We start from the raw sequence: 24,561 nt of genomic DNA, 5'->3' as shown, positions 1-24,561 counted from the left end.
CGCGACCTCGTCCCCGTACCACGTGAGGGGGGCGGTTCCCATCGGGAACCGCCCCCCTCAGTCGTGCGCGCCGCCGGGGCGCGGCCCCGCCGCCCTCTCAGGCCGTCCGGTCGCCCGTCGTCCTGCGGCGCAGCGCGTCCGCCACCCGTGGCCGGGCCTCGCGCCACCGTGCCGTCACGGCGTTCCAGCGTTCCGTCAGGCGCCACAGCACCCGCACCGCCGAGCGCGGCGCGAAGCGGGCCCGCAGCCTGACCGGGCGGTCGGCGGCGTCGTGCAGCGCGCGGCGCACCAGGCGCACGTCGTCCGCGAGGCCCGAGGTGGGCTGCGGGCGGGGCGCGTACAGCACCTGTTCGACCGCGCCGGCCACCCGCTCCACCGCCCCCGCGGCCCCGGTCCCGGCCAGCCGCGCGGTCGTGATCAGGCGGGCGGCGGCCCGGCGCGGGGTCTCCGACTCGTCGGGCGGCACGCCGTAGTCCCAGGCGGTGTCCACCAGCTCGCGCCAGGCCGCCAGCGTGCGCGGCGCCGCCGCGTCGTCCGTCGGGTCGTCGGCGACGAGAGCGGCGCCCGCCGCTCTCGTCCCGCCCAGCCGTTGCCCGCGCACCCGCGACCGCCACGCCATCGGCAGCAGCCCGAGCAGCAGGGCCAGGCCCACCAGGACCAGCACGGCGATCGTGCCGCCGCCCGGCCCGTCGCCGCCGGACGGCGGGCCCAGCGGCAGCTGCGAACCGTTGCCGCAGCCGCCCAGCCGCCGTTGGGTGTGGCCGCAGCCCGCCGGGGCGGACGCGGTCACGGTCGGCGCGGAGGTGTCGCCGAGGTGCGGGGCCGGCACGTCGCCGCCGGAGCCCGAAGGCGTGGGCCCCCGGGTGTAGTCGGGCGCCGAGCCGCGGCTCGGGGTGGGCTCGAAGCGGGTCCAGCCGACCCCCTGGAAGTACAGCTCGGGCCAGGCATGGGCGTCCTTCAGGCCGACCGACCAGGTGCTGTCGGACTGGAGCGTGCCCGGCACGAAGCCGACGTCGACCCGGGCCGGGATGCCCAGCGTGCGCGCCATCGCGGCCATCGCGAAGGCGAAGTGCACGCAGAAACCCTTCTTGTCGCGCAGGAAGCGCGCTATCGCGTCGGGCCCGCTGCCCTCGGCGACCCGGGTGTCGTAGGTGAAGCCGCCGGTGATCGTGAACCAGTCCTGGAGCTTGACGGCCCGCTCGTAGGCGTTGGTGGCGCCCCGGGTGACCTGCTGCGCGGTCTGCTTCACCACGGGCGGCAGGTCGGACGGCACCTGGGTGTACTCCCGTTCGAGGGACGCCGGGGGTGGGGGCGCGTCCGCGAGCTGCTGCGCGGTCGGCTCCACCTCCAGGCTCGCCACCTGGTACTGCACGCCCGAGGTGGTCTGCCCCTGGTCGCCGACGAGCGTGCGGCCCTCCGGCTCGTAGCGCCACTCGCCGTTGACCCGCACCCTGGTCGCCGGGTAGGGGAGCGGCAGGTAGTTCTGCGCGTAGCCCGGGGCCGCGGCGATCGAGGTGGACACCGGCGTGGTGCGCACCGAGGAGCTGAGGCCCTGCGGCGTCGGCAGGGTGTCGGGCACGTCGCCGACCCGCCGCTCCGACGCCTTCCACGTCGTGCCGTCGAACTGGTCGAGGGTCAGGATCCGCAGGTACATGTCGCCCGCGTCGGGGTCGGTGGTGCGGTAGCGCAGCACCTCCGCGTCACTGGGCTGGTTGAGGCTGTCCTGCAACGACACCAGCGGGTTGACCGCCGAGATGGTGTCGCCGTGGCCCAGGCCGCCCGTGCCGCCCGCCCCCAGCAGCCCCCCGCCCATCGCGGGCAGCGCCACCGGGGCGATCAGCGCGATGCCCAGCGCCATCGCGCCGATCCGGCGGCCGGTGCGGGCCGGGGCGAGCGCGGGTTCCCAGGCGTCGGCCGCCGGAGCGCCCGAAGCGCGGCGCGGACCGCCGAACACCCGCCCCCAGCGCGACAGCCGGTCCCGTCCCTCCGCCAGCAGCAGCGCCAGGTACCCGGCCGCCGCCAGCAGGAACCACAACCAGCGTGCCCCGCCCTGCTCCAGGCCCGACGCCACCGAGTACAGCGCCAGCAGCGGCAGCCCGGCCGGGGCGGCGCTGCGATAGGTCACCGCGAGCGCGTCCACGATCAGCGCGACCAGCACCACCCCGCCGACCAGCATCAGCCGGATGCCGGGCGTCACCGGCGCCGGGATCGCGTACTGGCCGACGTCCTGCGCGCCGTCGGAGACCAGCTGCCCCAGCCGCGCCACCGCGTCCGGCCCCGGCACGATCCCCAGCAGCGCCTGCCCGCGCGCGAACGCGAAGGTGAACAGCAGCAGCGTCACCAGCGCCTGCGCCGCGACCGTCAGCGGCCGGGCCAGCGGGATCCGCCGGGCCGCCGCGCCCACGGCCGACTGCACGACGACCACCAGCAGCGCCTGCACGTACCAGCCGCTCGGCGACGCCAGCGGCAGCAGCGAGAGCGCCGTCAGCAACGACGCCAGCGCGGCGCACACCGTCAGCCGCCCCCGGCCGCTCACCGCACGCCCCCGCGTCGCACGCCGCCCTCGCACCGCACGCCGCCGCGCGCCACACGCCCGGCCCCGGCCCCTGCCTCTGTCGACGTATTCACCGTCCCGCCCCCTCGTGCTGGTGGTAGCGGTCCGCCTGCCGCCACAGGTCCGCGAGGTGGTCACCGGGCAGCACCTGGATCGCGGTCCAGCCCGCCTCGCGCAGGGTCCGCAACGGCCCTTCGGCGCCCGCGCCCTCGTCCCGCCCGTCCAGGACGAACGCGATCGCGCCGCCGGTGCGCTGCCGCATCCGTCCGGCCAGCCGGGCCTGCTCGTCGTCCAGTTCGCCCAGGAACGCCACCGTCAGCCCCTCCTGCCCGCCGCGCAGCACGTCGTAGGCGGCCGACAGGCCCTCGTTGGCGGAGTGGTCCACCACGGCGAGCGCCTCCAGCAGCAACCCGGCGGCCTCCGAGGAGTCGTCGCCGAAGCCGCCCGAGCCGCCGGGGCCGTCCGGTCCCGGCACACAGCTGCCGGTGTCGGTCAGCAGACGGCAGGCGTAACCGCGTTCCAGCATGTGCGAGGCGACGGAGGCCGCGCCCGAGACCGCCCACTCGAACGCGGAGTCGGGGCCCGCGCCGTGGTAGGCGGACTGCCGGGTGTCCAGCACCACCGTGCAGCGCGCCCGGTGCGGCTGCTCCTCGCGGCGCACCATCAACTCCCCGTAGCGCGCGGTCGAGCGCCAGTGCACCCGCCGCAGGTCGTCGCCGTGGCGGTAGCCGCGCGGGATCACGTCGTCCTCACCGGCCAGCGCCAGCGCCCGGGTGCGGCTGTCGCCGTAGCCCGCGCTCTCCCCGACGAGCCGCACCATCGGCAGCGGATCGACCCGGGGCACCACGGTGAGCGTGTCGGACGCCTCGAACGCGCGCGTCAGCTCGCACATCCCGAACGGATCCGTCAGCCGCAGCTGCAACGGGCCCAGCGGATAGTGCCCGCGCAGGTCGGAGCGGACCCGGTAGGACACCTCGCGGTGGCCGCCCGGCTCCACCCGGTCCAGCACGAACCGGGGCCTGGGCCCCAGCACGTACGGCACCCGGTCCTGGAGCATCAGCAGCCCGGTCGGGAGCCGCGAGACGTTCTCCACCCGCAGGTGCACCCGGGCCTGCGACATCGCGGGCACCCGCGACGGGCTCAGCCTGCGGGTGGACGACACCCGGTAGCGGGTGCGGTGGACGACCAGCACGCAGGCCAGCGGCAGCACCGCCAGCAGCAGCCCGACCCGCAGCAGGTCCGGCTGCCCCAGCACGTACGCGCAGGCCCCGGCGGCGATCCCGGCGGCCAGGAACGACCGCCCGCGCGTCGTCAGCCCGCCCAGCGCCCGCCACAACCCGCCCTCGCGGACCGGCCCCGGGCCCTCGTCGTCGTACGGGTCGCTCCGGCGGACGCCGCTCATCGGGGCAGCGCTCACGGGGTCCTCGGGCCGTGCGGATCGGGCACCGGCGTGCGCTGCACGATCTCGGCGACCATCTGCTCCGGGGTGCGGCGGTTCAACTGCGCCTGCGCGGTGGGCAGCAGACGGTGCGCCAGCACGGCCGGCGCCAGCGTCTGCACGTCGTCCGGGAGCACGAAGTCCCGCCCGTCCAGCGCCGCCGCCGCCCGCGCCGCCCGCACCAGGTGCAGCGTGGCGCGCGGTGAGGCGCCGAGCCGCAGGTCGGGGTGGCGGCGGGTGGCACCGACCAGCTCGACCGCGTACCGCCGCACGGGCGGCGCGACGTGCACCGTGCGCACCGCCTCGACCAGCTTGTCGATGTCGTGGGCGTGCGCCACCGGCTCCAGGTCGTCCAGCGGGTCGGGCCCGCCGTGCACGTCCAGCATCCGCAGCTCGGCGTCCTGGCTGGGGTAGCCGATGGAGACCCGGGCCATGAAGCGGTCGCGCTGCGCCTCGGGCAGCGGGTAGGTGCCCTCCATCTCCACCGGGTTCTGGGTGGCGATGACCATGAAGGGCCTGGGCAGTTCGTAGGTGCTGCCGTCGACGGTGACCTGCCGCTCCTCCATCGACTCCAGCAGCGCCGACTGGGTCTTCGGGGACGCCCGGTTGATCTCGTCGCCGACCACGATCTGGGCGAAGATCGCACCCGGCTTGAACTCGAAGTCCCGCCGCTGCTGGTCGAAGACGCTCACCCCGGTGATGTCGGAGGGCAGCAGGTCGGGGGTGAACTGGATGCGGCGCACCGAGCAGTCGATGGACTTCGCCAGCGCCTTGGCGAGCATCGTCTTGCCGACCCCGGGCACGTCCTCGATCAGCAGGTGCCCCTCGGCGAGCAGCACGGTCAGCGCGAGCCGTACGACCTCGGGCTTGCCCTCGATCACGCTCTCCACCGAACCGCGCACCCGCGCGGCGGTGGCGGTCAGATCGCTGAGCCCAGCTCGTGATTCATAGGTCGTCACCCGGCCCTCCTAGGCCCCGCGAGCCCCCGGCCGACGGCGCCGGGGGCTGTAGTCCGTGGGGCGGCGGCCGCCGTGGCGGCCGGTCCTCCCCGATGGCGTGCACCGGGGAAGCCGGTGCCACGTCCCGCATTCTTCCCTTTCGCGGCCCGCCGCGTCACCGGAAGGTCCGTTACTCGGCCGTGATTTCCCGCAGCAGGCCGGTGTGGACGTCGAAGACGAAGCCGCGCACCTCGTCGGTGAGCGCCAGGAACGGGGAGGTGCGCACCCGGGCCATGGACTGGCGCACGTCCTGGTCCACGTCGGTGAAGGACTCCACCGCCCAGGTGGGACGCTGGCCCACCTCGTGCTCCAGGTCGGTGCGGAAGCCCTCGGTCAGCGACTCCAGGCCGCAGTTGGTGTGGTGGATCAGCACGACCGAGCGGGTGCCCAGGGCGCGCTGACTGATCGCCAGCGAACGGATGGTGTCGTCGGTGACGACACCGCCCGCGTTGCGGATGGTGTGGCAGTCGCCGAGCCGCAGACCGAGCGCCTTGTGCAGGTCGATGCGGGCGTCCATGCAGGCGACCACGGCCACCTTGCGCACCGGACGGGCGTCCATGCCCGGGTCGGTGAAGCCCTCGGCGTAGCGGCGGTTGGCCTCGACGAGGCTGTCGATCACCGACCCTTCGGCGGAGGCGGACGAGGCGGCGGGTGACGCGGAGGACGTGGAGGACGCGGATGCAGATATCGACATGACACGACCGTAGACGGCGCGCGGCGCGGCGTCTCGTCCTGGTGGGGGACGAAAACGGAAACCCAGGCGTCAATCGAGCGAGCCGTGAGCTAGCCCACAGGTGTGAGCGGCGCTGAGACGTCCGGGTGAACCACGGCCGGTGGCGCACGGTCCGGCGCGCGGCGCGCGCGGACCCGGCCGCATAATCCCTCCTCGCCACTCCTGCCTGCGATTTCGCCCCGGTGAACAAGACCCGTACGGGTCTCGTCCGCGGTTGACCGTGGTGGGGTGTGGAGTAAAGTGGCGCGAAGTGGGAGGCTGACGGCTGCGAGCGTGCGGGAGGTGCGGGTGTTCCTCGGGACGTACGCGCCGCGACTGGACGACAAGAGCAGGCTCGTCCTCCCGGCCAGGTTCCGCGACCAGCTCGCGGACGGCCTGGTCGTCACCAAGGGCCAGGAGCGGTGCCTGTGCGTGTGGCCGCTGACCGAGTTCCGCTCGGTGACCGAGCAGCTGCGGCAGGCGCCGGTGACCTCCAAGGCCGCCCGCGACTACATGCGGGTGCTGTTCGCCGGGGCCACCGACGAGGTGCCGGACAAGCAGGGCCGCATCACCGTCCCCCAGCCGCTGCGCGACTACGCGGGACTGACCAGGGACTGTACGGTCATCGGTGCCAACAACCGGGTCGAGATCTGGGCCGCCGCCGCCTGGGACCACTATCTGGCGGGCCAGGAGGAGAGCTTCTCGGCCCTGTCGCAGGAGGTGCTCCCCGGCATAGTGTGACGGCGTCCCGGCACGCCACCGCATCGAGACGACGCGGCGCCCACACGCCCCGCGCTCCCTTGTACGTGACGCCAGGCCTCCTCCCGCTCCCGGCTCGCTGGTGCTACTTCCCCGGTGCCAGCCGGCTCCTTCCCTCCGAGCGGGCGGGGACCCGGCGGTACGTCCAGGCCCTCCACCCCGTACAAAGGGCACCGTGAAGGGCACAGTTCGATCAGAGGGCCAGATGAGCACCACCAGTCACGCGTCGTCCCCGTCCCGAGGGCTCGGGCCGCGTTCCGGCGCCGCCGTACGCAGGGCGCGCCGCGGCGCCGCCGCGAGGGGGTGCCGACGATGACCGAGCCGCTCCACGTCCCGGTCATGCTCCAGCGGTGCCTGGACCTGCTCGCCCCGGCGCTCGCCGAGCCCGGCGCGATCGTCGTGGACACCACCCTCGGCCTCGGCGGCCACAGCGAGGCACTGCTGTCCACCTTCCCGGCCGCCCGCCTGATCGCCCTCGACCGCGACCCGGCCGCCCTCCGGCTCGCCGGTGAGCGGCTCGCCCCGTTCGGCGAGCGGGCCACCCTGGTGCACGCGGTCTACGACGAACTGCCCGACGTCCTCGACCGGCTGGGCGTGCCCCGGGTCCAGGGCGTCCTGTTCGACCTGGGCGTCTCCTCCATGCAACTCGACCAGGCCGACCGCGGCTTCGCCTACGCGCAGGACGCGCCGCTGGACATGCGCATGGACCAGAACACCGGCATCAGCGCCGCGGAGGTCCTCAACACCTACCCGCCCGGCGAACTGGTCCGGGTGCTGCGCGCCTACGGCGAGGAGAAGTTCGCCCGCAAGATCGTCGAGGCGATCGTCAGGGAACGGGAGAAGGAGCCGTTCACCAACAGCGCCCGGCTGGTCGAGCTGATCCGCGACGCGCTGCCGCAGGCCGCCAAACGCACCGGCGGCAACCCCGCCAAGCGCACCTTCCAGGCGCTGCGCATCGAGGTCAACGGCGAACTCGCGGTACTGGAACGGGCGATCCCGGCGGCCGTGTCCGCGCTCGCGGTCGGCGGCCGGATCGCCGTGCTGTCGTACCACTCGCTGGAGGACCGCCTCGTCAAGCAGGTCCTCACGGCCGGCGCCGGACACACCGCGCCGCCCGGCCTGCCCATCGTCCCGGAGCGCTACCAGCCCCGGCTGAAACTGCTGACGCGCGGCGCCGAACTGCCCACCGAGGAGGAGATCGCCGCCAACCGCCGGGCCGCCCCGGCCCGGCTGCGCGGAGCCGAACGCGTCCGCGAGGACGTCGCGGACGACGGGGGCCGCCGGTGAGCGGCGCGCCCCCGCGCCCGCCCCGCCCGGCGCGCGCCCGGGTCCTGGGCGGCGGACGCGGCGGGCGCGCGGCCCGCACCCCGTTCGTGCTGCTGGTCGTCGCCCTGCTGGCCACCGGCCTGATCTCGCTGCTGCTGCTCAACGCCTCCGTCAACCAGGGCGCGTTCCAGCTGTCGAACTACAAGAAGCAGACCAAGCAGCTCACCGACGAGGAACAGGCGCTCCAGCAGCAGGTCGACCAGGAGTCGGCGCCCGGCTCGCTGGCCGCACAGGCCCGCAAGCTCGGCATGGTGCCCGGCGGCAACCCGGCCTTCCTGATGCCCGGCGGCGCCGTGCGCGGCGTGCCGGGCGAGGCCAGTGCCCCGCCGGCCCCGCCGCCCGCCACCGCGCCCGCCGCGCCGCCGTCCACCTCGCAGGCACCGTCGGGGCCGGGCGCGCCCGCGCAGTCCATCGGCCCGTCGTCGCGGGCGGCGGCCTCGGCACCGGTGCCCGCCCTGCCGCCCGCCTCGTCCGCCGCATCCGCCTCATCGGCCTCGTCCGCGGGCCGCACCGACTCCCCGGCCTCGGCAAGGTGATCGCGTGACCGAGCAGAAACGCCCCCGGCCCGGCGGGCACCTGCCCCGACCGGCGCGCCCGGCCCGGCCCGCGCGGCCGACGCCCCGGCAGGCGTCGGTGGGACGCCCGCGCAGGCCCGCGGGACCGCCGCGGCGTCCGCCCGGCCCGCCCCGCAGGCCCGGCGGCCCGGCCCGGCTGCGGCTCGGGCGGCCCAAGCCCCGGCTGCGGCTGGTCAGCGTGCTGCTGGCGCTGGTGCTCGCGACCTTCGGCGTGCGGCTCTTCCAGGTCCAGGTGGTGGACTCCGCGGGCTACGACGCCAAGGCCGACCTCAACCGCTACCAGCCGGTGCAGCTCGCGGCCACCCGCGGCGACATCACCGACCGCGACGGGGCGGAGCTGGCGGCCAGCGTCGACGCGTACGACATCACCGCCGACCCCTACCTGTTCACCCCCGACCAGGCGAAGATCTCCGACGCCCCGCAGCAGGCCGCCGCCGCGCTCGCCCCGGTCATCGGCGGCGACGAGCAGACCATCGCCGGGCTGCTGGCCACCCCCAAGTCGCGCTACGTGGTGCTCGCCCACGGCGTCACCCCGCAGGTGTGGAACCAGGTCAAGGCCCTTCAGGCGAAGCTCGCCGCGCAGGCCGCCAAGCAGGGCGACCCGGGACTGCTGGCGGGCGTGCTGTCGGAACCCACCAGCAAACGCGTCTACCCCAACGGCGACCTCGCCGCCGGGGTGCTCGGCTTCGTCAACGGGCAGCAGCAGGGCGCGGGCGGCCTGGAGGCCCAGTACAACAGCGAACTCACCGGGAAACCCGGCAAGATGACGGTCGCCACCTCCGGCGGCCAGGTCATCCCCACCGCGGGCATCCAGGAACAGGCCCCGGTGCCCGGTACCGACATACGGCTCACCCTCGACCGGAACATCCAGTGGGCCGCCCAGAGCGCCATCGCCGCCCAGGTGAAGAAGTCCAAGGCGGACCGCGGCTACGTCATCGTCCAGGACTCCCGCAGCGGCCAGGTCCTCGCGATGGCCGACGCGCCCGGCTTTGACCCCAACGACCTCGGCGACGCCAGCCCCGCCTCGCTGGGCAACCCCGCCCTGCAGGACGCGTACGAACCGGGCAGCGTCAGCAAGCTGATGTCGATGTCCGCGATCATCAACGAGGGCGTGGCGACCCCGCTCACCCACGTGGTGGTCCCCGGCACCCTGCAACGCGGCGACCGGGTCTTCCACGACGACGAACCGCACCCCACCGAGTACCTCACCCTCAGCGGCGTCCTCGCGCAGTCCAGCAACATCGGCACCATCGAGGCGACCGGCCAGCTGGGCAAGACGCAGCAGCAGTCGGACCAGATCCTCTACTCCTACCTGCACAAGTTCGGCATCGGGCAGCCGACCGGGCTGGACTTCCCCGGCGAGACGCCCGGCATCCTGGCGCCGCCGGGCAAGTGGAGCACCTCGCAGCAGTACACGATCCCGTTCGGCCAGGGCCTGTCCGTCAACGCCCTGCAGGCCACCTCGATCTACTCCACCATCGCCAACGGCGGCGTACGGGTGCAGCCCAGCCTGGTCGAGGGCACCACGGGACCCGACGGGCAGTACACGCCCGCCCCCGCGCCGCCGCGCACCCGGGTGGTGAGCGCCAACACCGCCAAACAGGTGACCGAGATGCTGGAGACCGTCGTCGGCAGCGAGAACGGCACCGGCACCATGGCGCAGATCCCCGGGTACCAGGTGGCGGGCAAGACCGGCACGGCCAACCGGGTGGATCCGGCCACCGGCCGCTACCACGGCTACACCTCGTCCTTCATGGGCTTCGCGCCCGCCGACGACCCCCGCGTCACCGTCTCCTGCGTGATCCAGAACCCCACCGTCGGCAGCTACTTCGGCGGCAGCATCTGCGGCCCGGTCTTCAAGCAGGTCATGGAGTTCGCGCTCAAATCGCTCCAGGTGCCGCCGTCCGGCAAGCCGGCGCCGAGGATCCCCGTCGAGTTCCAGCCGGGGAAGCAGTGAGCCGTCGTGACAACCATCACAAATCCACCCGGACCGGGAACCGGCGGCGAGTCCGCGGGCCCGGCCCCTTTTCGCCCGGACCCCTCCATGCCCGGTAACCTCACCGCCGTGCCACAAGCTGATCAGTCCCCCCGTTCGCAGCGAGAGCCCGAGAAGGTGCCGGGTCCGCCCCGGCCCGGCAGGGTCCGCCCCAAACCGCTCGCGGAACTGGCCGAACGGCTCGGCCTGAAGCCCCCCGCGGACGGCGCGCCGGTCACCGGCATCACCCACGACTCCCGCGCGGTGCGCCCCGGCGACGTCTACGCGGCGCTGCCCGGCGCCCGCTTCCACGGCGCCGACTTCGCCACCCAGGCGGCCGAACGCGGCGCCGTCGCCGTGCTCACCGACCCGGCCGGCCGCGACCGCGCCGCCGCGGCCGGACTGCCGGTCCTGGTGGTGGACGACCCGCGCTCCCGGATGGGCGCGCTGGCCGCCGCCGTCTACGACGAGCCCGGTGCCGACCTCCTCCAGATCGGCATCACCGGAACCTCCGGCAAGACCACCACCGCGTACCTCGTCGAAGGCGGCCTGCGCGCCGCCCACGGCCCGGCCACCGGACTGATCGGGACCGTCGAGTCCCGCATCGGTGACGAACGCCTCAAGAGCGAGCGCACCACGCCCGAGGCCACCGACCTCCAAGCGCTGTTCGCGGTGATGCGCGAGCGCGAGGTGCGGGCGGTCGCGATGGAGGTCTCCAGCCACGCCCTGGTGCTCGGCCGGGTCGACGGCGCCGTCTTCGACGTCGGCGTCTTCCTCAACCTCAGCCCGGAGCACATGGAGTTCCACCGGGACATGGAGGACTACTACCAGGCGAAGGCGCAGCTGTTCACCCCGCGCCGCAGCCGCCTCGGTGTGGTCAACATCGACGACGTGTGGGGCCAGCGGCTGCTGAAGGAGGCGTCGGTCCCCGTCGTCAGCTTCTCCGCCGAGGGCCACCCGGACGCCGACTGGCGCGCCGAGGACGTCGAGGTCGGCCCGCTGGGCAGCACCTTCACCGTCGTCGGCCCGTCCGGCGAACGCGTGTCCGCCAGGTCCCCGCTGCCCGGCCCGTTCAACGTGGCCAACTCCCTCGCCGCGATCACCGCTCTGGTCGCCGCCGGGATCGACCCGCGTACCGCCGCCGACGGCGTCGCCGCCGTCCCCGGCGTCCCGGGCCGCCTGGAGCGCGTCGACGCCGGGCAGGACTACCTCGCCGTCGTCGACTACGCGCACAAGACCGACGCGGTCGAGTCCGTGCTGCGGGCGCTGCGCAAGGTCACCGAGGGCCGCATCCACATCGTGCTCGGCTGCGGCGGCGACCGCGACCAGCAAAAGCGCGGCCCGATGGGCGCCGCCTGCGCCCGTCTCGCCGACACCGCCGTCCTGACCTCCGACAACCCCCGCTCGGAGGACCCGCTGGCGATCCTGGCCGCCATGCTGGCCGGGGCCGCCGAGGTGCCCGCCCACGAACGTGGACGCGTCACGGTGGAGCCCGACCGGGCCGCCGCCATCGCCGCCGCCGTCTCCGTCGCACAGCCCGGCGACATCGTGCTGGTGGCGGGCAAGGGCCACGAGCAGGGCCAGGACCTCGCCGGGGTCGTGCGCCCCTTCGACGACCGCGAGGTGCTGCGCGCCGCCATCGAACGCGCGGAACCCCGCGTCGCCGTCCGTCCCCCCGCCCGAACGAAGGACACCGACCAGCAGTGATCGCACTCACCCTCGCCGAGGTCGCGCAGGCGGTCGGCGGGAGCACGCACGACATACCCGACCCGTCGCTCCCCGTCAGCGGGCCGGTGCTGACCGACTCGCGCCTGGTCGTCCCCGGCAGCCTCTTCGTCGCCTTCGACGGGGAGCGCGTGGACGGCCACGACTTCGCCGGGCAGGCGGTGGCCGCCGGGGCGGTCGCCGTGCTGGCCGCCCGGCCCGTCGGGGTGCCCGCGATCGTGGTGGACGACGTCCGGGGGGCGCTGGGCGCGCTCGCCCGGGAGGTCATCCGCCGCCTCGGCGTGGACGTCGTCGCCCTGACCGGCTCCTCCGGCAAGACCAGCACCAAGGACCTCATCGCGCAGCTGCTGACGCGCCTGGGGCCCACGGTCTACCCGGAGGGCAGCCTCAACAACGAGATCGGGCTGCCGCTCACCGCGCTGCGCGCCGAGGCCGGCACCCGCAACCTCGTGCTGGAGATGGGCGCCCGGGGCATCGGCCACATCAGGTACCTGACCGAGCTGACCCCGCCGCGCATCGGCGTCGTCCTCAACGTCGGCACCGCGCACATCGGCGAGTTCGGCGGCCGCGAGCAGATCGCCCAGGCCAAGGGCGAGATGGTCGAGTCGCTGCCCGGCGAGGCCGAGGGCGGCATCGCCGTGCTCAACGCCGACGACCCCTACGTGCGCGCCATGGCGAACCGCACCAAGGCCCGCTGCGTCTTCTTCGGTGAGTCGCGGGAGGCGAGCGTGCGCGCGGAGGACGTCCGGCTCGACCCGAAGGGCCGTGGAGTCTTCACGCTCCGCACACCCACCGGGTGCGCCCCGGTGACCCTGCGCCTGTACGGTGAGCACCACGTGTCGAACGCGCTGGCCGCGGCCGCCGTCGCCGGTGAACTGGGCATGCCCGTCGAGGAGATCGCCTCCGCGCTCTCCGAGGCCGGGTCGCTGTCCCGCTGGCGCATGGAGGTCACCGAACGGCCGGACGGCGTGACGGTCGTCAACGACGCCTACAACGCGAATCCCGACTCCATGAGGGCCGCCCTGCGCGCGCTCGTCGCCATGGGCCGGGGCTCGGGGGCCGAGGGGGGCCGCACCTTCGCGGTGCTGGGCGAGATGGCCGAGCTCGGCGAGGACTCGCTCGCCGAACACGACGCGATCGGACGGCTCGCCGTCCGGCTCAACGTCAGCAAGCTCGTGGCCGTGGGCGGCGAGGCCGCCGCCTGGCTGGACATGGGCGCCAAGAACGAGGGTTCGTGGGGTGAGGAGTCGGTGCACGTGTCCGACGCGGAGACGGCGATCGACCTGCTGCGCAGTCAACTGCGCCCGGGGGACGTCGTGCTGGTGAAGGCATCGCGGTCGGTGGGGCTCGAACGCGTCGCGCAGGCACTGGCCGACGCCGAGGGTGGCGCCGGGGCGCGGGGCGAGGTCTGACGGGCGATGAAGCAGATCCTCATCTCGGGCGTCATCGGCCTGTTCCTCTCCCTGATCGGCACCCCGGCGCTGATCAAGCTGCTGGCCCGCAAGGGCTACGGCCAGTTCATCCGTGACGACGGCCCGCGCGGCCACCACAGCAAGCGCGGCACCCCGACCATGGGCGGTATCGCCTTCATCATCGCCACGGTGATCGCGTATGCGGCGACCAAGCTGATCGTCGGCGAACGGCCCACCATCTCCGGCTTGCTGGTGCTCTTCCTCTTCGTCGGCATGGGCCTGGTCGGCTTCCTCGACGACTACATCAAGATCGTCAAGCAGCGCAGCCTGGGCCTGCGGGCCAAGGCGAAGATGGCGGGCCAGCTGATCGTCGGCATCGCCTTCGCGGTGCTGGCGCTGAACTTCCCCAACCAGCGCCACTCCACCCCGGCCTCCACCAAGCTGTCCTTCACCCAGGACTTCGGCTGGTCGATCGGCCCGGTGATCTTCGTGATCTGGGCGCTGTTCATGATCCTGGCGATGTCCAACGGCGTGAACCTCACCGACGGCCTCGACGGCCTGGCCACCGGCGCCTCGGTGATGGTCTTCGCCGCCTACACCGTCATCGGCGTCTGGCAGTACGGCCAGTCCTGCGCCAACGCCCTGACGGCGGGCCCGGGTTGCTACGACGTACGTGACCCGCTCGACCTCGCGGTGGTGGCCGCCGCACTGATGGGCGCCTGCTTCGGCTTCCTGTGGTGGAACACCTCACCGGCGAAGATCTTCATGGGGGACACCGGGTCGCTGGCGCTCGGCGGCGCGCTCGCGGGCCTGGCGATCTGCTCGCGCACCGAACTGCTGATGGCCATCCTCGGCGGCCTGTTCGTGCTCATCACCCTGTCCGTGGTCATCCAGGTCGGCTCGTTCCGGCTCACCGGCAAGCGGGTCTTCCGGATGGCGCCACTCCAGCACCACTTCGAACTCAAGGGGTGGAGCGAGGTCCTGGTGGTGGTCCGCTTCTGGATCATCCAGGGCATGTGCATGGCGGTCGGCCTGGGCCTGTTCTACGCGGGCTTCGTGGCCGCGAAGTGAGGAAGGCGAGCATGGACGTCTCACGGATCGACGGCGCGCACGTCACCGTCGCCGGGCTCGGCGTCTCCGGCCTGCCCGCCGCCCGGGCGCTGCACGGCCTCGGCGCCCGCGTCACCGTGGTCAACGGCGGCGACGGGCCGCGCGAGCGCGCCGAGGCCGCCGAACTGGAGGCGCTCGGCGTCGAGGTGCGGCTCGGCCCGGTCGAACTGCCCGAGGGCACCGACCTGGTCGTCACCACCCCGGGCTGGAAGCCGTCCAGCCCGCTGTTCGCCGCGGCCGACCGCGCGGGCGTCGAGGTCTGGGGCGACGTGGAACTCGCCTGGCGGCTGCGGCGCCCGGACAGCGCCGAGTGGCTGGCGGTCACCGGGACCAACGGCAAGACCACCACCGTCCAGATGCTCGCCTCGATCCTGAAGGCGGCGGGCCTGCGCACCGCCGCCGTCGGCAACATCGGCGTCTCCCTGCTCGACGTCGTCCTCGGCGACGAGGAGTACGACGTGCTCGCCGTGGAGCTGTCCAGCTACCAGCTGCACTGGGCGCCCTCGGTGCGCGCCCACTCCGCGGCCGTGCTCAACCTCGCCCCCGACCACCTCGACTGGCACGGCTCCATGGAGGCGTACGCCGCCGCCAAGGGCCGGATCTACGAGGGCAACCGCGTCGCCTGCGTCTACAACGTCACCGACCCCGCCACCGAGGCGCTGGTCCGCGAGGCCGACGTCGAGGAGGGCTGCCGGGCCATCGGCTTCACCCTCGGCGCGCCCGGGCCCTCGGAGTTCGGCGTGGTCGACGGCATCCTCGTGGACCGCGCCTTCGTCGCCGACCGCCACAAGAACGCCCAGGAACTGGCCGAGGTCTCCGACATCCAGCCCCCGGCCCCGCACAACGTCGCCAACGCGCTCGCCGCCGCCGCCCTCGCCCGGGCCTACGGTGTCGAGCCGCGCGCGGTGCGCGAGGGCCTGCGCGCCTTCCGCCCGGACGCCCACCGCATCGCGACGGTGGCGACCGTGGACGAGGTGACCTACGTCAACGACTCCAAGGCCACCAACACCCATGCCGCCGCCGCCTCGTTGGCCACTTACGAGCACGTGGTGTGGATCGCGGGCGGGCTCGCCAAGGGCGCGACCTTCGACGAGCTGGTGCGGGACGCCGCGCCCCGGCTGCGCGGCGCGGTGCTGATCGGCGCCGACCAGGCGCTGATCGCACAAGCGCTGGCCCGACACGCACCCGAGGTCCCGGTGGTCGACCTGGAACGGACCGACACTGGGGCGATGGCGGCCGCGGTCGAGGCCGCGCGGGATCTGGCCCGGCCGGGCGACACCGTGCTGCTGGCCCCGGCCTGCGCCTCGATGGACATGTTCGTCAACTACGGCAAGCGCGGCGACGCCTTCGCCGAGGCGGTCTCGGCCCTCGCGCCGGACGCGCCGTACCAGCGATAGCCACCGGATCCGTGACGCCGCGGCCCCGGCCCGGCACCCGGCACACGGAGGGGACATGACGCCGCAGCAGCGGTCAGGGGTACGCGACCCGCGCCGGTCGGGCGCGGCCCGGCCCACCGCCCGCCCCGCGCCCGCGCCGCGCGGCGCGGGCGGCTCCCGCGCGGGCCGCGGCCCCGGCGCCGCGCTGCGCAGGATCAGGCGCGCCTGGGACCGCCCGCTCACCGCGTACTACCTGATCGTCGGAGCGGGCTCGCTGATCCTGGTGCTCGGCCTGGTGATGGTCTTCTCGGCCTCCCAGGTCGAGGCCCTGCAGATGGGCGAGCCCGGCACGTACTTCTTCCGCAAGCAGCTGTTCGCCGCCGTCATCGGCGCCGTGCTGCTGCTGGTCGCCGCCCGGATGCCGGTCGGCGGCTTCCGCAGGCTCGCCTACCCGCTGCTGGCCGGGGCGCTCTTCCTGACCGCCCTGGTGCAGGTGCCGGGCATCGGCATGCGGGTCAACGGCAACCAGAACTGGCTGGCCATCGGCGGCTCGTTCCAGATCCAGCCCAGCGAGTTCGCCAAGCTGGCGCTGGCGTTGTGGGGCGCCGACCTGCTGGCGCGTAAGTACGACAAAAAGCTGCTGACCCAGTGGAAGCACCTGCTGGTCCCGCTGGTCCCGGTCGCCATGCTCATCCTGGGCCTGGTGCTGCTCGGCGGCGACATGGGCACCGCGATGGTGCTCGCCGCGATGCTCTTCGGCCTGCTGTGGCTGGCCGGCGCCCCCACCCGGCTGTTCGTCGGCGTGCTGGGGGTCGCGGGCGGGCTGGGGCTGCTGCTGATCGAGACCAGCGCGCACCGCCTGTCGCGCTTCGACTGCATTCTCGCCACGGAACCGGGTACGAACGACCAGTGCTGGCAGGCCGTGCACGGACTGTACGCGCTCGCCTCCGGAGGCCTGTTCGGTTCCGGGCTGGGCGCGAGTGTGGAAAAATGGGGCCAACTGCCCGAGCCGCACACCGACTTCATCTTCGCCGTGACCGGGGAGGAACTCGGCCTGGCGGGGACGCTGTCGGTACTGGGTCTGTTCGCGGCTCTAGGCTATGCGGGTATCCGCGTGGCCGGACGCACGGAGGATCCCTTCGTCAGGTTCGCCGCGGGAGGCGTGACCACCTGGATCACGGCGCAGGCCGTGGTCAACATCGGGTCGGTGCTCGGCCTGCTGCCGATCGCCGGGGTCCCGCTCCCGCTGTTCTCCTACGGGGGCTCGGCCCTGCTGCCGGCCATGTTCGCCGTGGGCCTGCTGATCTCCTTCGCGAGGAGCGAGCCGGCGGCGAGGGCGGCACTGGCCGCGCGGGGGGCCGGGCCTGTGACAAGGGCAATGACACGTAGCATGCGACGTCTCGCCAGACGGCGATCGTCCGGGAAGCGGTGAATTTCGGTGCATGTCGTTCTCGCCGGCGGGGGGACCGCCGGCCACATCGAGCCCGCGCTCGCCCTCGCGGACGCCCTGCGACGGCAGGACCCGACCGTGGGGATCACGGCGCTCGGTACGGAACGGGGCCTGGAGACCAGGCTCGTCCCGGAACGCGGCTACGAACTGGCCCTGATCCCCGCCGTCCCGCTGCCCCGCAGGCCCACCCCCGAACTCATCACGGTCCCGGGCCGACTGCGCGGCACCATCAAGGCCGCCGAGCAGATCCTGGAGCGCACCAAGGCGTCCTGCGTGGTCGGCTTCGGCGGCTACGTGGCGCTGCCCGGCTACCTGGCCGCCAAGCGCCTCGGCGTGCCGATCGTGGTGCACGAGGCCAACGCCCGCCCGGGCCTGGCCAACAAGATCGGCTCCCGGTACGCGCACGCCGTCGCGGTCTCCACCCCCGACAGCAAGCTGCGCGACGCCCGCTACATCGGCATCCCGCTGCGCCGCTCCATCGCCACCCTGGACCGCGCCGCCGTCCGCGCCGAGGCCCGCGCCGCGTTCGGCCTCGACCAGAACCTGCCGACGCTGCTGGTCTCCGGCGGCTCGCAGGGCGCCCGCAGGCTGAACGAGACCATCCAGGCGGTCGCCCCCCGGCTCCAGCAGTCCGGTGTCCAGATCCTGCACGCGGTCGGCCCGAAGAACGAGCTGCCGCAGCCCGGCAACATGCCCGGCATGCCGCCGTACGTCCCGGTGCCCTACCTGGACCGGATGGACCTGGCCTACGCCGCCGCCGACATGATGCTGTGCCGGGCCGGCGCGATGACCGTCGCCGAGCTGTCCGCGGTCGGCCTGCCCGCCGCTTACGTGCCGCTGCCGATCGGCAACGGCGAACAGCGGCTCAACGCCCAGCCGGTGGTCAAGGCGGGCGGCGGCCTGCTGGTCGACGACGCCGAGCTGACCGGCGAGTGGGTGCTCGGCACCGTGCTGCCGGTCCTCACCGACCCGCACCGGCTCTACGAGATGTCCCGCGCCGCCGCCGAGTTCGGCCGCCGGGACGCCGACGACCTGCTGGTCGGCATGGTGTACGACGCGGTGGCGTCCGGCCGGGCACGATAGACCGGACCACCCGGTCGGTTTGAGGAGGCGGCAGCGTGGCGGGACCGACGACCGCTCAGGCGAGGGAACGCGGGGCGTCGCAGGCCCGCCCGCCGTCCGCCCCCCGGCGCCGGGGCCTGTCACGGCGCGGCGTGCTGGTGGTGCTGCTCGCGTTCACCCTGCTGGTGGGCGGCGGCACGTATCTGCTGTACGGCTCGCCGTGGCTGAGGGTGCGCCAGGTGCGGGTCACCGGTACCCGGGTGCTGACCGCGGCCGAGGTGCGGGACGCGGCCGGGATCGGTGACGGCGAGGCACTGGTCTCGGTGGACACCGACGCGGTCGCCTCCCGGCTGCGCGCCGCCCTGCCGAGGATCGCCTCGGTCGCCGTCAGCCGCTCCTGGCCCGACGCCATCGCGCTGAAGGTCACCGAGCGGACCCCCAAGGCCCTGCTGAAACAGGGCGGCAGGTACGTCGAGGTGGACGGCGACGGCGTCCGGTACGCCACCGACACCACCGCGCCCGCCGGGGTCCCCCTGGTCGAACTCACCGGTGGCCCCTCCGCGGGGAACGGCTATTTCAACACGGCCGTCCTGCTGCACGCGGCCGTGCAAGTCGCGGCGGATCTGCCCGAATCGGTGCGGAAGCAGACGAGGACGATCGCGGTGAAGTCGTTCGACGGGATCTCGCTCGAACTGACCGGCGGGCGCGGCGTCCTGTGGGGCGGTCCGAACGACGGCTCCCGGAAGGCGGTCGCGCTGACCGCGCTGCTGAAGGCGGCTCCCGGCGCCACCCACTACGACGTCAGCGCCCCCACCGACCCGGCGTCATCAGGGAGTTGACGGGCCGGACCGCGGGTCGCCCCCCTGGTTCGCCCGCATCAGGCGTGATCACATAGGGTCAAAAGAAAAGCGGGAGGTTCGGCGTGTTCGTTGAACCGGTACCGCTTGTCGACTTAGTGTCCTGCTACAGGTGGACACAAGGAACAGACATACTGGTAACCCTAAACCTCAGGGTTAGGGTTCGGGTCGGAGTCCGGACCGTCCCATCGGCATCCGCCGTCGCCCCGCGGTCCCCGCGGAAGCGCCGGCACGTAAATCGAGGCGAGAGGCCTTCGACGTGGCAGCACCGCAGAACTACCTCGCAGTCATCAAGGTCGTCGGCATCGGCGGCGGTGGTGTCAACGCCATCAACCGGATGATCGAGGTCGGTCTCAAGGGCGTCGAGTTCATCGCGATCAACACCGATGCGCAGGCCCTGCTGATGAGCGACGCCGACGTCAAGCTCGACGTCGGCCGGGAGTTGACGCGCGGTCTGGGCGCCGGCGCCAACCCCGACGTCGGCCGCAAGGCCGCCGAGGACCACCGCGAGGAGATCGAGGAGGTCCTCAAGGGGGCCGACATGGTCTTCGTCACCGCGGGCGAGGGCGGCGGCACCGGCACCGGTGGCGCACCCGTCGTCGCCAACATCGCCCGCTCGCTGGGCGCGTTGACGATCGGCGTGGTCACCCGCCCGTTCACCTTCGAGGGCCGCCGCCGCGCCAACCAGGCCGAGGACGGCATCGCGGGTCTGCGCGACGAGGTCGACACCCTCATCGTCATCCCCAACGACCGGCTGCTGTCCATCTCCGACCGCCAGGTCAGCGTGCTGGACGCCTTCAAGTCCGCAGACCAGGTGCTGCTCTCCGGTGTCCAGGGCATCACCGACCTGATCACCACCCCGGGCCTGATCAACCTGGACTTCGCCGACGTCAAGTCCGTGATGTCCGAGGCCGGTTCGGCGCTGATGGGCATCGGTTCGGCACGCGGCGACGACCGCGCGGTGGCCGCCGCCGAGATGGCGATCTCCTCTCCGCTGCTGGAGGCGTCCATCGACGGCGCCCGCGGCGTGCTGCTGTCCATCTCCGGCGGCTCCGACCTCGGCCTGTTCGAGATCAACGAGTCCGCCCAGCTGGTCAGCGAGGCCGCCCACCCCGAGGCCAACATCATCTTCGGTGCCGTCATCGACGACGCGCTCGGCGACGAGGTCCGGGTCACCGTCATCGCGGCCGGGTTCGACGGCGGCCAGCCGCCCACCAAGAACCGCGACAAGGTCCTCGGTTCCTACGGCTCCCGGGACGAGAACGCGGGGTCCTCCACCAGCGCGTCGGGCGCGCCGCGGGTCGGCAGCCAGTCCACCGAGTCGCCGCGTCCGGCCTTCAGCGGCCTGGGCAGCGTCGCCCCCCGCGAGTCCGGCGAGACGCGCGAGGAGCAGCCGGAGCCCGCGTCCGGCGCGACCGAGACGCCGAGCGGCGGCACCCCGGTCACGCCCCAGGTCCCCCCGGCCCGGCCCTACACCGACACCCAGGCCGAAGAGCTGGACGTCCCCGACTTCCTGAAGTGATAGGCCTCCACACGTACACGGGCGGCGCCCACTTCGCTTTCACCGACCGGTGGGGCGGGGTGAGCGCCGCTCCGTACGAGCAGCTGAACCTCGGCGGCGCGGTGGGCGACGACCCGACGGCCGTGCTGGCCAACCGGGGGCTCGCCGCCCGGGCGCTGGGACTCGACCCGGCCGCCGTCGTCTGGATGAACCAGGTGCACGGCAACGACGTCGCCGCGATCGACGCCCCCTGGGGGGACGACCCGGTCCCCGCGGTCGACGCCATCGTCACCGCCCGCCGCGGTCTGGCCCTCGCCGTCCTCACCGCGGACTGCGTACCGGTCCTGCTCGCCGACCCGCACGCCGGGGTGGTCGCCGCCGCACACGCCGGCCGCCCCGGAATGGTCGCGGGCGTCGTGCCGGCCGCGGTCGCGGAGATGGTCCGGCTGGGGGCGAGCCCGGAGCGGATCACCGCGTTCACCGGGCCCTCCGTCTGCGGCTCCTGCTACGAGGTCCCGGCCACGATGCGCGACGAGGTCGCGGACGCCGAGCCGGCCGCGCGGGCCGAGACCTCCTGGGGGACGCCCGCGGTGGACGTCTGCGCCGGGGTCCACGCCCAACTCGCCCGGCTCGGGGTGGGGATGCGTGAGAAATCCCATATCTGCACCCTCGAATCGGCCGACCACTTCTCGTACCGGAGGGACCGCGCCACCGGCCGGCTCGCCTCCTACGTCTGGCTGGACGACGGGCGGCCCGAGCCGGCCACCCCGAACGACGGTGAGCGACCATGAACGACGGTGACATCACGGACAGAAAGGCCCAACTGGCCGCGAACCTGGCACGCGTCGAGGACCGCATCGCCGCCGCCTGCGCCGCCGCCGGACGCCCCCGGGACGAGGTGACCCTCATCGTGGTCACCAAGACCTACCCGGCGAGCGATGTGAGGTTTCTCGCGGAACTAGGCGTCACCCAGGTCGCCGAGAACCGCGACCAGGAGGCAGCGCAGAAGGCCGCCGACTGCACGGAGGCGGGACTGACCTGGCACTTCGTGGGTCAGTTGCAGACCAACAAGGCGCGTTCCGTGGTGCGTTACGCCGACTTCGTCCACTCCGTCGACCGTTCGCGGCTTGTGTCCGCTCTGTCCGACGCGGCCGTGCGGACCGGCCGGGAGGTCGGCTGCCTGGTGCAGGTCGCGCTCGACGCCCCGTCAGGGTCCGTGGGCAGCCGGGGAGGCGCCGCGCCGGAGGATGTCGCGGAGCTGGCCGACGCGGTCGCCGCCGCCGACGGCCTGCGGATCGAGGGGGTGATGACCGTGGCCCCGCTGACCGGCCGGTATGCGGGAGAACCGCGGGCTGCATTCGATCGGATGAGGGAAATCGCGTCCGCCCTGCGCGAGACGCATCCGGCTGCGACGATGGTGTCGGCGGGGATGAGTTCGGACCTCGAGCACGCCGTGGCGGCCGGTGCGACACATGTACGCGTCGGTACTGCGGTACTCGGAGTCCGTCCCGGGCTCCGGTAACGTCACCAAGAAGTCGGACCACAGCAGAAAATATGGTCATGCTCCGTCAGTTCGCGGAGCTGGCCCAGTGGATCCCCCTCACCTGGTGACGGTGCCGATCCACCACAGAGCGGAGGACGTAGAGCATGGCCGGCGCGATGCGCAAGATGGCGGTCTACCTCGGCCTCGTGGAGGACGATGGGTACGACGGCCCGGGGTTCGACCCCGACGACGAGTTCGAGCCCGAACCGGAACCGGAGCGGGCCGTTCGGCAGCAACACCAGCCGCCGCAGGAGGAACCGCCCCGCGTCGTGCACGCGCCGGCACCCCGGGAACCACGGATCGCCCCAGTGGCATCCATCACACCTGAACGCCGCACTCTGGAGAAGAACGCACCGGTGATCATGCCCAAGGTCGTGTCGGAGCGGGAGCCGTACCGGATCACGACGCTCCACCCTCGCACGTACAACGAAGCCCGTACGATCGGGGAACACTTCCGGGAGAGCACCCCGGTGATCATGAACTTGACGGAGATGGACGACACCGACGCCAAGCGTCTGGTCGACTTCGCCGCCGGCCTGGTCTTCGGTCTGCACGGCAGCATCGAGCGGGTGACCCAGAAGGTGTTCCTGCTGTCTCCTGCTAACGTCGATGTCACGGCGGAGGACAAAGCCCGGATCGCCGAGGGTGGATTCTTCAACCAGAGCTGAGACGACGAGCGCGAGGAACCGGACCGACAGGGCCGGCGGAGACCAGGGGAGAGGGAAGCGCGGTGAACATCGCACTACAGGTGCTCTACATCGCGTTGATGTGCTTCCTGATCGTGCTGATCTTCCGGCTGGTGATGGACTACGTCTTCCAGTTCGCCCGATCGTGGCGTCCTGGCAAGGCCATGGTGGTCGTACTCGAAGCCACCTACACTGTCACCGATCCGCCACTCAAGCTTCTGCGGCGGTTCATCCCGCCGCTGCGTCTCGGGGGCGTGGCGCTCGACCTGTCCTTCTTCGTACTGATGATCATCGTCTACATCCTGATCTCCGTCGTGGCCAGGCTGTGAACGATACGGTCTTGCCGATTGCCGACGATCACGTTGAGGTGAAGAGATGCCGCTGACCCCCGAGGACGTTCGTAACAAGCAGTTCACGACCGTCCGCCTCCGAGAAGGCTATGACGAGGATGAGGTCGACGCCTTCCTCGATGAGGTCGAAGGAGAGCTGACCAGGCTCCTGCGGGAGAACGAGGACCTGCGGGCCAAACTCGCCGCGGCCACCCGTGCCGCCGCGCAGAACCAGCAGCAGGGCATGCGCAAGCCGGAGCAGCAGGAGCGGCCCGGCGCCCCCGTGCCCGCCGCCATATCCGGACCGCAGCCGGTGCCGCCGGGCCAGCAGCACCAGCAGCACCAGCAGCAGATGGGCGGACCGCCCCAGCTGCCCGGCGCACCCCAGCTGCCGGCCGGGCCGAGCGGCCAGCACGGCCCGCAGGGTCCCATGGGCCCCGGGCCGATGGGACAGGGTCCGATGGGCCCGGGCCCGATGGGGCAGGGTCACCCGATGCAGCAGCCCGGTGGCCACCCCATGCAGCAGCAGGGTCCCGGCGGTGACAGTGCCGCCCGCGTCCTGTCGCTCGCGCAGCAGACCGCGGACCAGGCGATCGCGGAGGCCCGTTCCGAGGCCAACAAGATCGTCGGCGAGGCCCGCAGCCGCGCCGAGGGCCTGGAGCGGGACGCCCGCGCCAAGGCCGACGCGCTGGAGCGGGACGCGCAGGAGAAGCACCGCGTGGCGATGGGCTCCCTGGAGTCCGCGCGCGCCACGCTGGAGCGCAAGGTCGAGGACCTGCGCGGCTTCGAGCGCGAGTACCGCACCCGTCTGAAGTCCTACCTGGAGAGCCAGCTGCGTCAGCTGGAGAACCAGGCGGACGACTCGCTCGCCCCGCCGCGCACCCCGGCGGCCGCGTCGCTCCCGTCCTCGTCCTCCATGGGCGGCGGCACGATGGGCGGCTCGATGGGCAGCGGCATGGCGGCGGCCGGCGCGATGGGCCACTCCACGGGCGGCAACCAGACGTACGGCGGCCAGCAGATGGGCGGCGGCAACCAGACGTACGGTGGCCAGCAGCAGATGTCCCCCGCGATGACCCAGCCGATGGCACCGGTCCGCCCGCAGGGCCCGCAGCCCTTGCAGCAGGCGCCGACCCCGATGCGCGGTTTCCTCATCGACGAGGACGACAACTGACC

The 24,561-nt window shown here is 73.2% G+C and carries 21 protein-coding genes; 17 read left to right on the top strand and 4 right to left on the bottom strand.

Features of this window, described 5'->3' with window-relative positions; all coding sequences use genetic code 11:
* Positions 1–97 precede the first annotated feature (97 nt).
* The 4 genes from K7472_RS15105 to K7472_RS15090 form a co-directional block, all read right to left on the bottom strand.
* Positions 98–2,536 (bottom strand): transglutaminase TgpA family protein, encoded by a 2,439-nt coding sequence (locus K7472_RS15105; protein WP_222978155.1) that lies wholly within the window; start codon positions 2,534–2,536, stop codon positions 98–100.
* Positions 2,537–2,624: 88 nt separating this feature from the next.
* Complete coding sequence (locus K7472_RS15100; RefSeq protein WP_222978505.1) at positions 2,625–3,956, bottom strand: DUF58 domain-containing protein; 1,332 nt, start codon at positions 3,954–3,956, stop codon at positions 2,625–2,627.
* A gap of 11 nt (positions 3,957–3,967) precedes the next feature.
* Positions 3,968–4,951, bottom strand: a complete 984-nt coding sequence (locus K7472_RS15095) for an AAA family ATPase (protein WP_222978153.1) — start codon at positions 4,949–4,951, stop codon at positions 3,968–3,970.
* 169 nt (positions 4,952–5,120) lie between these two features.
* The gene (locus tag K7472_RS15090; protein ID WP_222978151.1) at positions 5,121–5,684 is read right to left on the bottom strand and encodes a beta-class carbonic anhydrase; all 564 of its coding nucleotides are present in this window, start codon (positions 5,682–5,684) and stop codon (positions 5,121–5,123) included.
* Positions 5,685–6,011: 327 nt separating this feature from the next.
* On the opposite strand from K7472_RS15090, the gene mraZ reads away from it, so the two are divergent.
* The 17 genes from mraZ (at position 6,012) to K7472_RS15005 (ending at position 24,559) form a co-directional block, all read left to right on the top strand.
* Entirely contained in the window at positions 6,012–6,443 is a 432-nt protein-coding gene (gene mraZ, locus K7472_RS15085) for a division/cell wall cluster transcriptional repressor MraZ (RefSeq protein ID WP_222978148.1), read from the top strand.
* A gap of 330 nt (positions 6,444–6,773) precedes the next feature.
* A complete protein-coding gene (gene rsmH, locus K7472_RS15080) occupies positions 6,774–7,748 on the top strand; it encodes a 16S rRNA (cytosine(1402)-N(4))-methyltransferase RsmH (RefSeq protein WP_222978147.1) in 975 nt (324 codons plus the stop codon).
* A complete protein-coding gene (gene ftsL / locus K7472_RS15075; RefSeq protein ID WP_308013924.1) occupies positions 7,745–8,323 on the top strand; it encodes a cell division protein FtsL in 579 nt (192 codons plus the stop codon). Before rsmH ends, ftsL begins: the two co-directional genes overlap by 4 nt.
* 4 nt (positions 8,324–8,327) lie before the next feature.
* Positions 8,328–10,319 (top strand): peptidoglycan D,D-transpeptidase FtsI family protein, encoded by a 1,992-nt coding sequence (locus K7472_RS15070; protein ID WP_222978136.1) that lies wholly within the window; start codon positions 8,328–8,330, stop codon positions 10,317–10,319.
* 6 nt (positions 10,320–10,325) lie between these two features.
* Positions 10,326–12,044, top strand: a complete 1,719-nt coding sequence (locus K7472_RS15065) for a UDP-N-acetylmuramoyl-L-alanyl-D-glutamate--2,6-diaminopimelate ligase (RefSeq protein WP_222978134.1) — start codon at positions 10,326–10,328, stop codon at positions 12,042–12,044.
* Complete coding sequence (locus K7472_RS15060) at positions 12,041–13,474, top strand: UDP-N-acetylmuramoyl-tripeptide--D-alanyl-D-alanine ligase (protein WP_222978132.1); 1,434 nt, start codon at positions 12,041–12,043, stop codon at positions 13,472–13,474. Before K7472_RS15065 ends, K7472_RS15060 begins: the two co-directional genes overlap by 4 nt.
* 6 nt (positions 13,475–13,480) lie before the next feature.
* The gene (mraY, locus tag K7472_RS15055) at positions 13,481–14,545 is read left to right on the top strand and encodes a phospho-N-acetylmuramoyl-pentapeptide-transferase (protein ID WP_109450730.1); all 1,065 of its coding nucleotides are present in this window, start codon (positions 13,481–13,483) and stop codon (positions 14,543–14,545) included.
* 11 nt (positions 14,546–14,556) lie between these two features.
* On the top strand, positions 14,557–15,981 hold the full coding sequence (murD, locus tag K7472_RS15050; protein WP_222978130.1) for a UDP-N-acetylmuramoyl-L-alanine--D-glutamate ligase: 1,425 nt from the start codon (positions 14,557–14,559) through the stop codon (positions 15,979–15,981).
* Positions 15,982–16,036: 55 nt separating this feature from the next.
* Positions 16,037–17,392 (top strand): putative lipid II flippase FtsW, encoded by a 1,356-nt coding sequence (gene ftsW, locus K7472_RS15045; protein WP_222978126.1) that lies wholly within the window; start codon positions 16,037–16,039, stop codon positions 17,390–17,392.
* A 6-nt stretch (positions 17,393–17,398) separates the two neighbouring features.
* Positions 17,399–18,493 (top strand): undecaprenyldiphospho-muramoylpentapeptide beta-N-acetylglucosaminyltransferase, encoded by a 1,095-nt coding sequence (gene murG / locus K7472_RS15040; RefSeq protein ID WP_222978124.1) that lies wholly within the window; start codon positions 17,399–17,401, stop codon positions 18,491–18,493.
* 35 nt (positions 18,494–18,528) lie between these two features.
* Positions 18,529–19,311 carry a cell division protein FtsQ/DivIB gene (locus tag K7472_RS15035; protein WP_222978122.1) on the top strand — a complete coding sequence of 261 codons (783 nt, stop codon included), beginning with the start codon at positions 18,529–18,531 and terminating at the stop codon, positions 19,309–19,311.
* 277 nt (positions 19,312–19,588) lie between these two features.
* The gene (gene ftsZ, locus K7472_RS15030; RefSeq protein ID WP_222978120.1) at positions 19,589–20,851 is read left to right on the top strand and encodes a cell division protein FtsZ; all 1,263 of its coding nucleotides are present in this window, start codon (positions 19,589–19,591) and stop codon (positions 20,849–20,851) included.
* Positions 20,848–21,621 carry a peptidoglycan editing factor PgeF gene (gene pgeF, locus K7472_RS15025; protein WP_222978119.1) on the top strand — a complete coding sequence of 258 codons (774 nt, stop codon included), beginning with the start codon at positions 20,848–20,850 and terminating at the stop codon, positions 21,619–21,621. Before ftsZ ends, pgeF begins: the two co-directional genes overlap by 4 nt.
* A gap of 11 nt (positions 21,622–21,632) precedes the next feature.
* Complete coding sequence (locus K7472_RS15020; protein ID WP_222978502.1) at positions 21,633–22,352, top strand: YggS family pyridoxal phosphate-dependent enzyme; 720 nt, start codon at positions 21,633–21,635, stop codon at positions 22,350–22,352.
* 125 nt (positions 22,353–22,477) lie between these two features.
* Positions 22,478–23,041 carry a cell division protein SepF gene (locus tag K7472_RS15015; protein WP_222978118.1) on the top strand — a complete coding sequence of 188 codons (564 nt, stop codon included), beginning with the start codon at positions 22,478–22,480 and terminating at the stop codon, positions 23,039–23,041.
* A 62-nt stretch (positions 23,042–23,103) separates the two neighbouring features.
* Positions 23,104–23,388, top strand: coding sequence for a YggT family protein (locus tag K7472_RS15010; RefSeq protein ID WP_109450745.1), 285 nt, complete (start codon positions 23,104–23,106; stop codon positions 23,386–23,388).
* A 46-nt stretch (positions 23,389–23,434) separates the two neighbouring features.
* A complete protein-coding gene (locus K7472_RS15005; protein WP_222978109.1) occupies positions 23,435–24,559 on the top strand; it encodes a DivIVA domain-containing protein in 1,125 nt (374 codons plus the stop codon).
* The last annotated feature ends 2 nt before the right edge of the window (positions 24,560–24,561 follow it).

This window comes from Streptantibioticus parmotrematis (assembly GCF_019890615.1).
Taxonomy (GTDB): domain Bacteria; phylum Actinomycetota; class Actinomycetes; order Streptomycetales; family Streptomycetaceae; genus Streptantibioticus_D; species Streptantibioticus_D parmotrematis.
The sequence above is the reverse complement of the archived record's forward strand: the minus strand, read 5'-3'. Positions and strand labels throughout refer to the sequence as shown.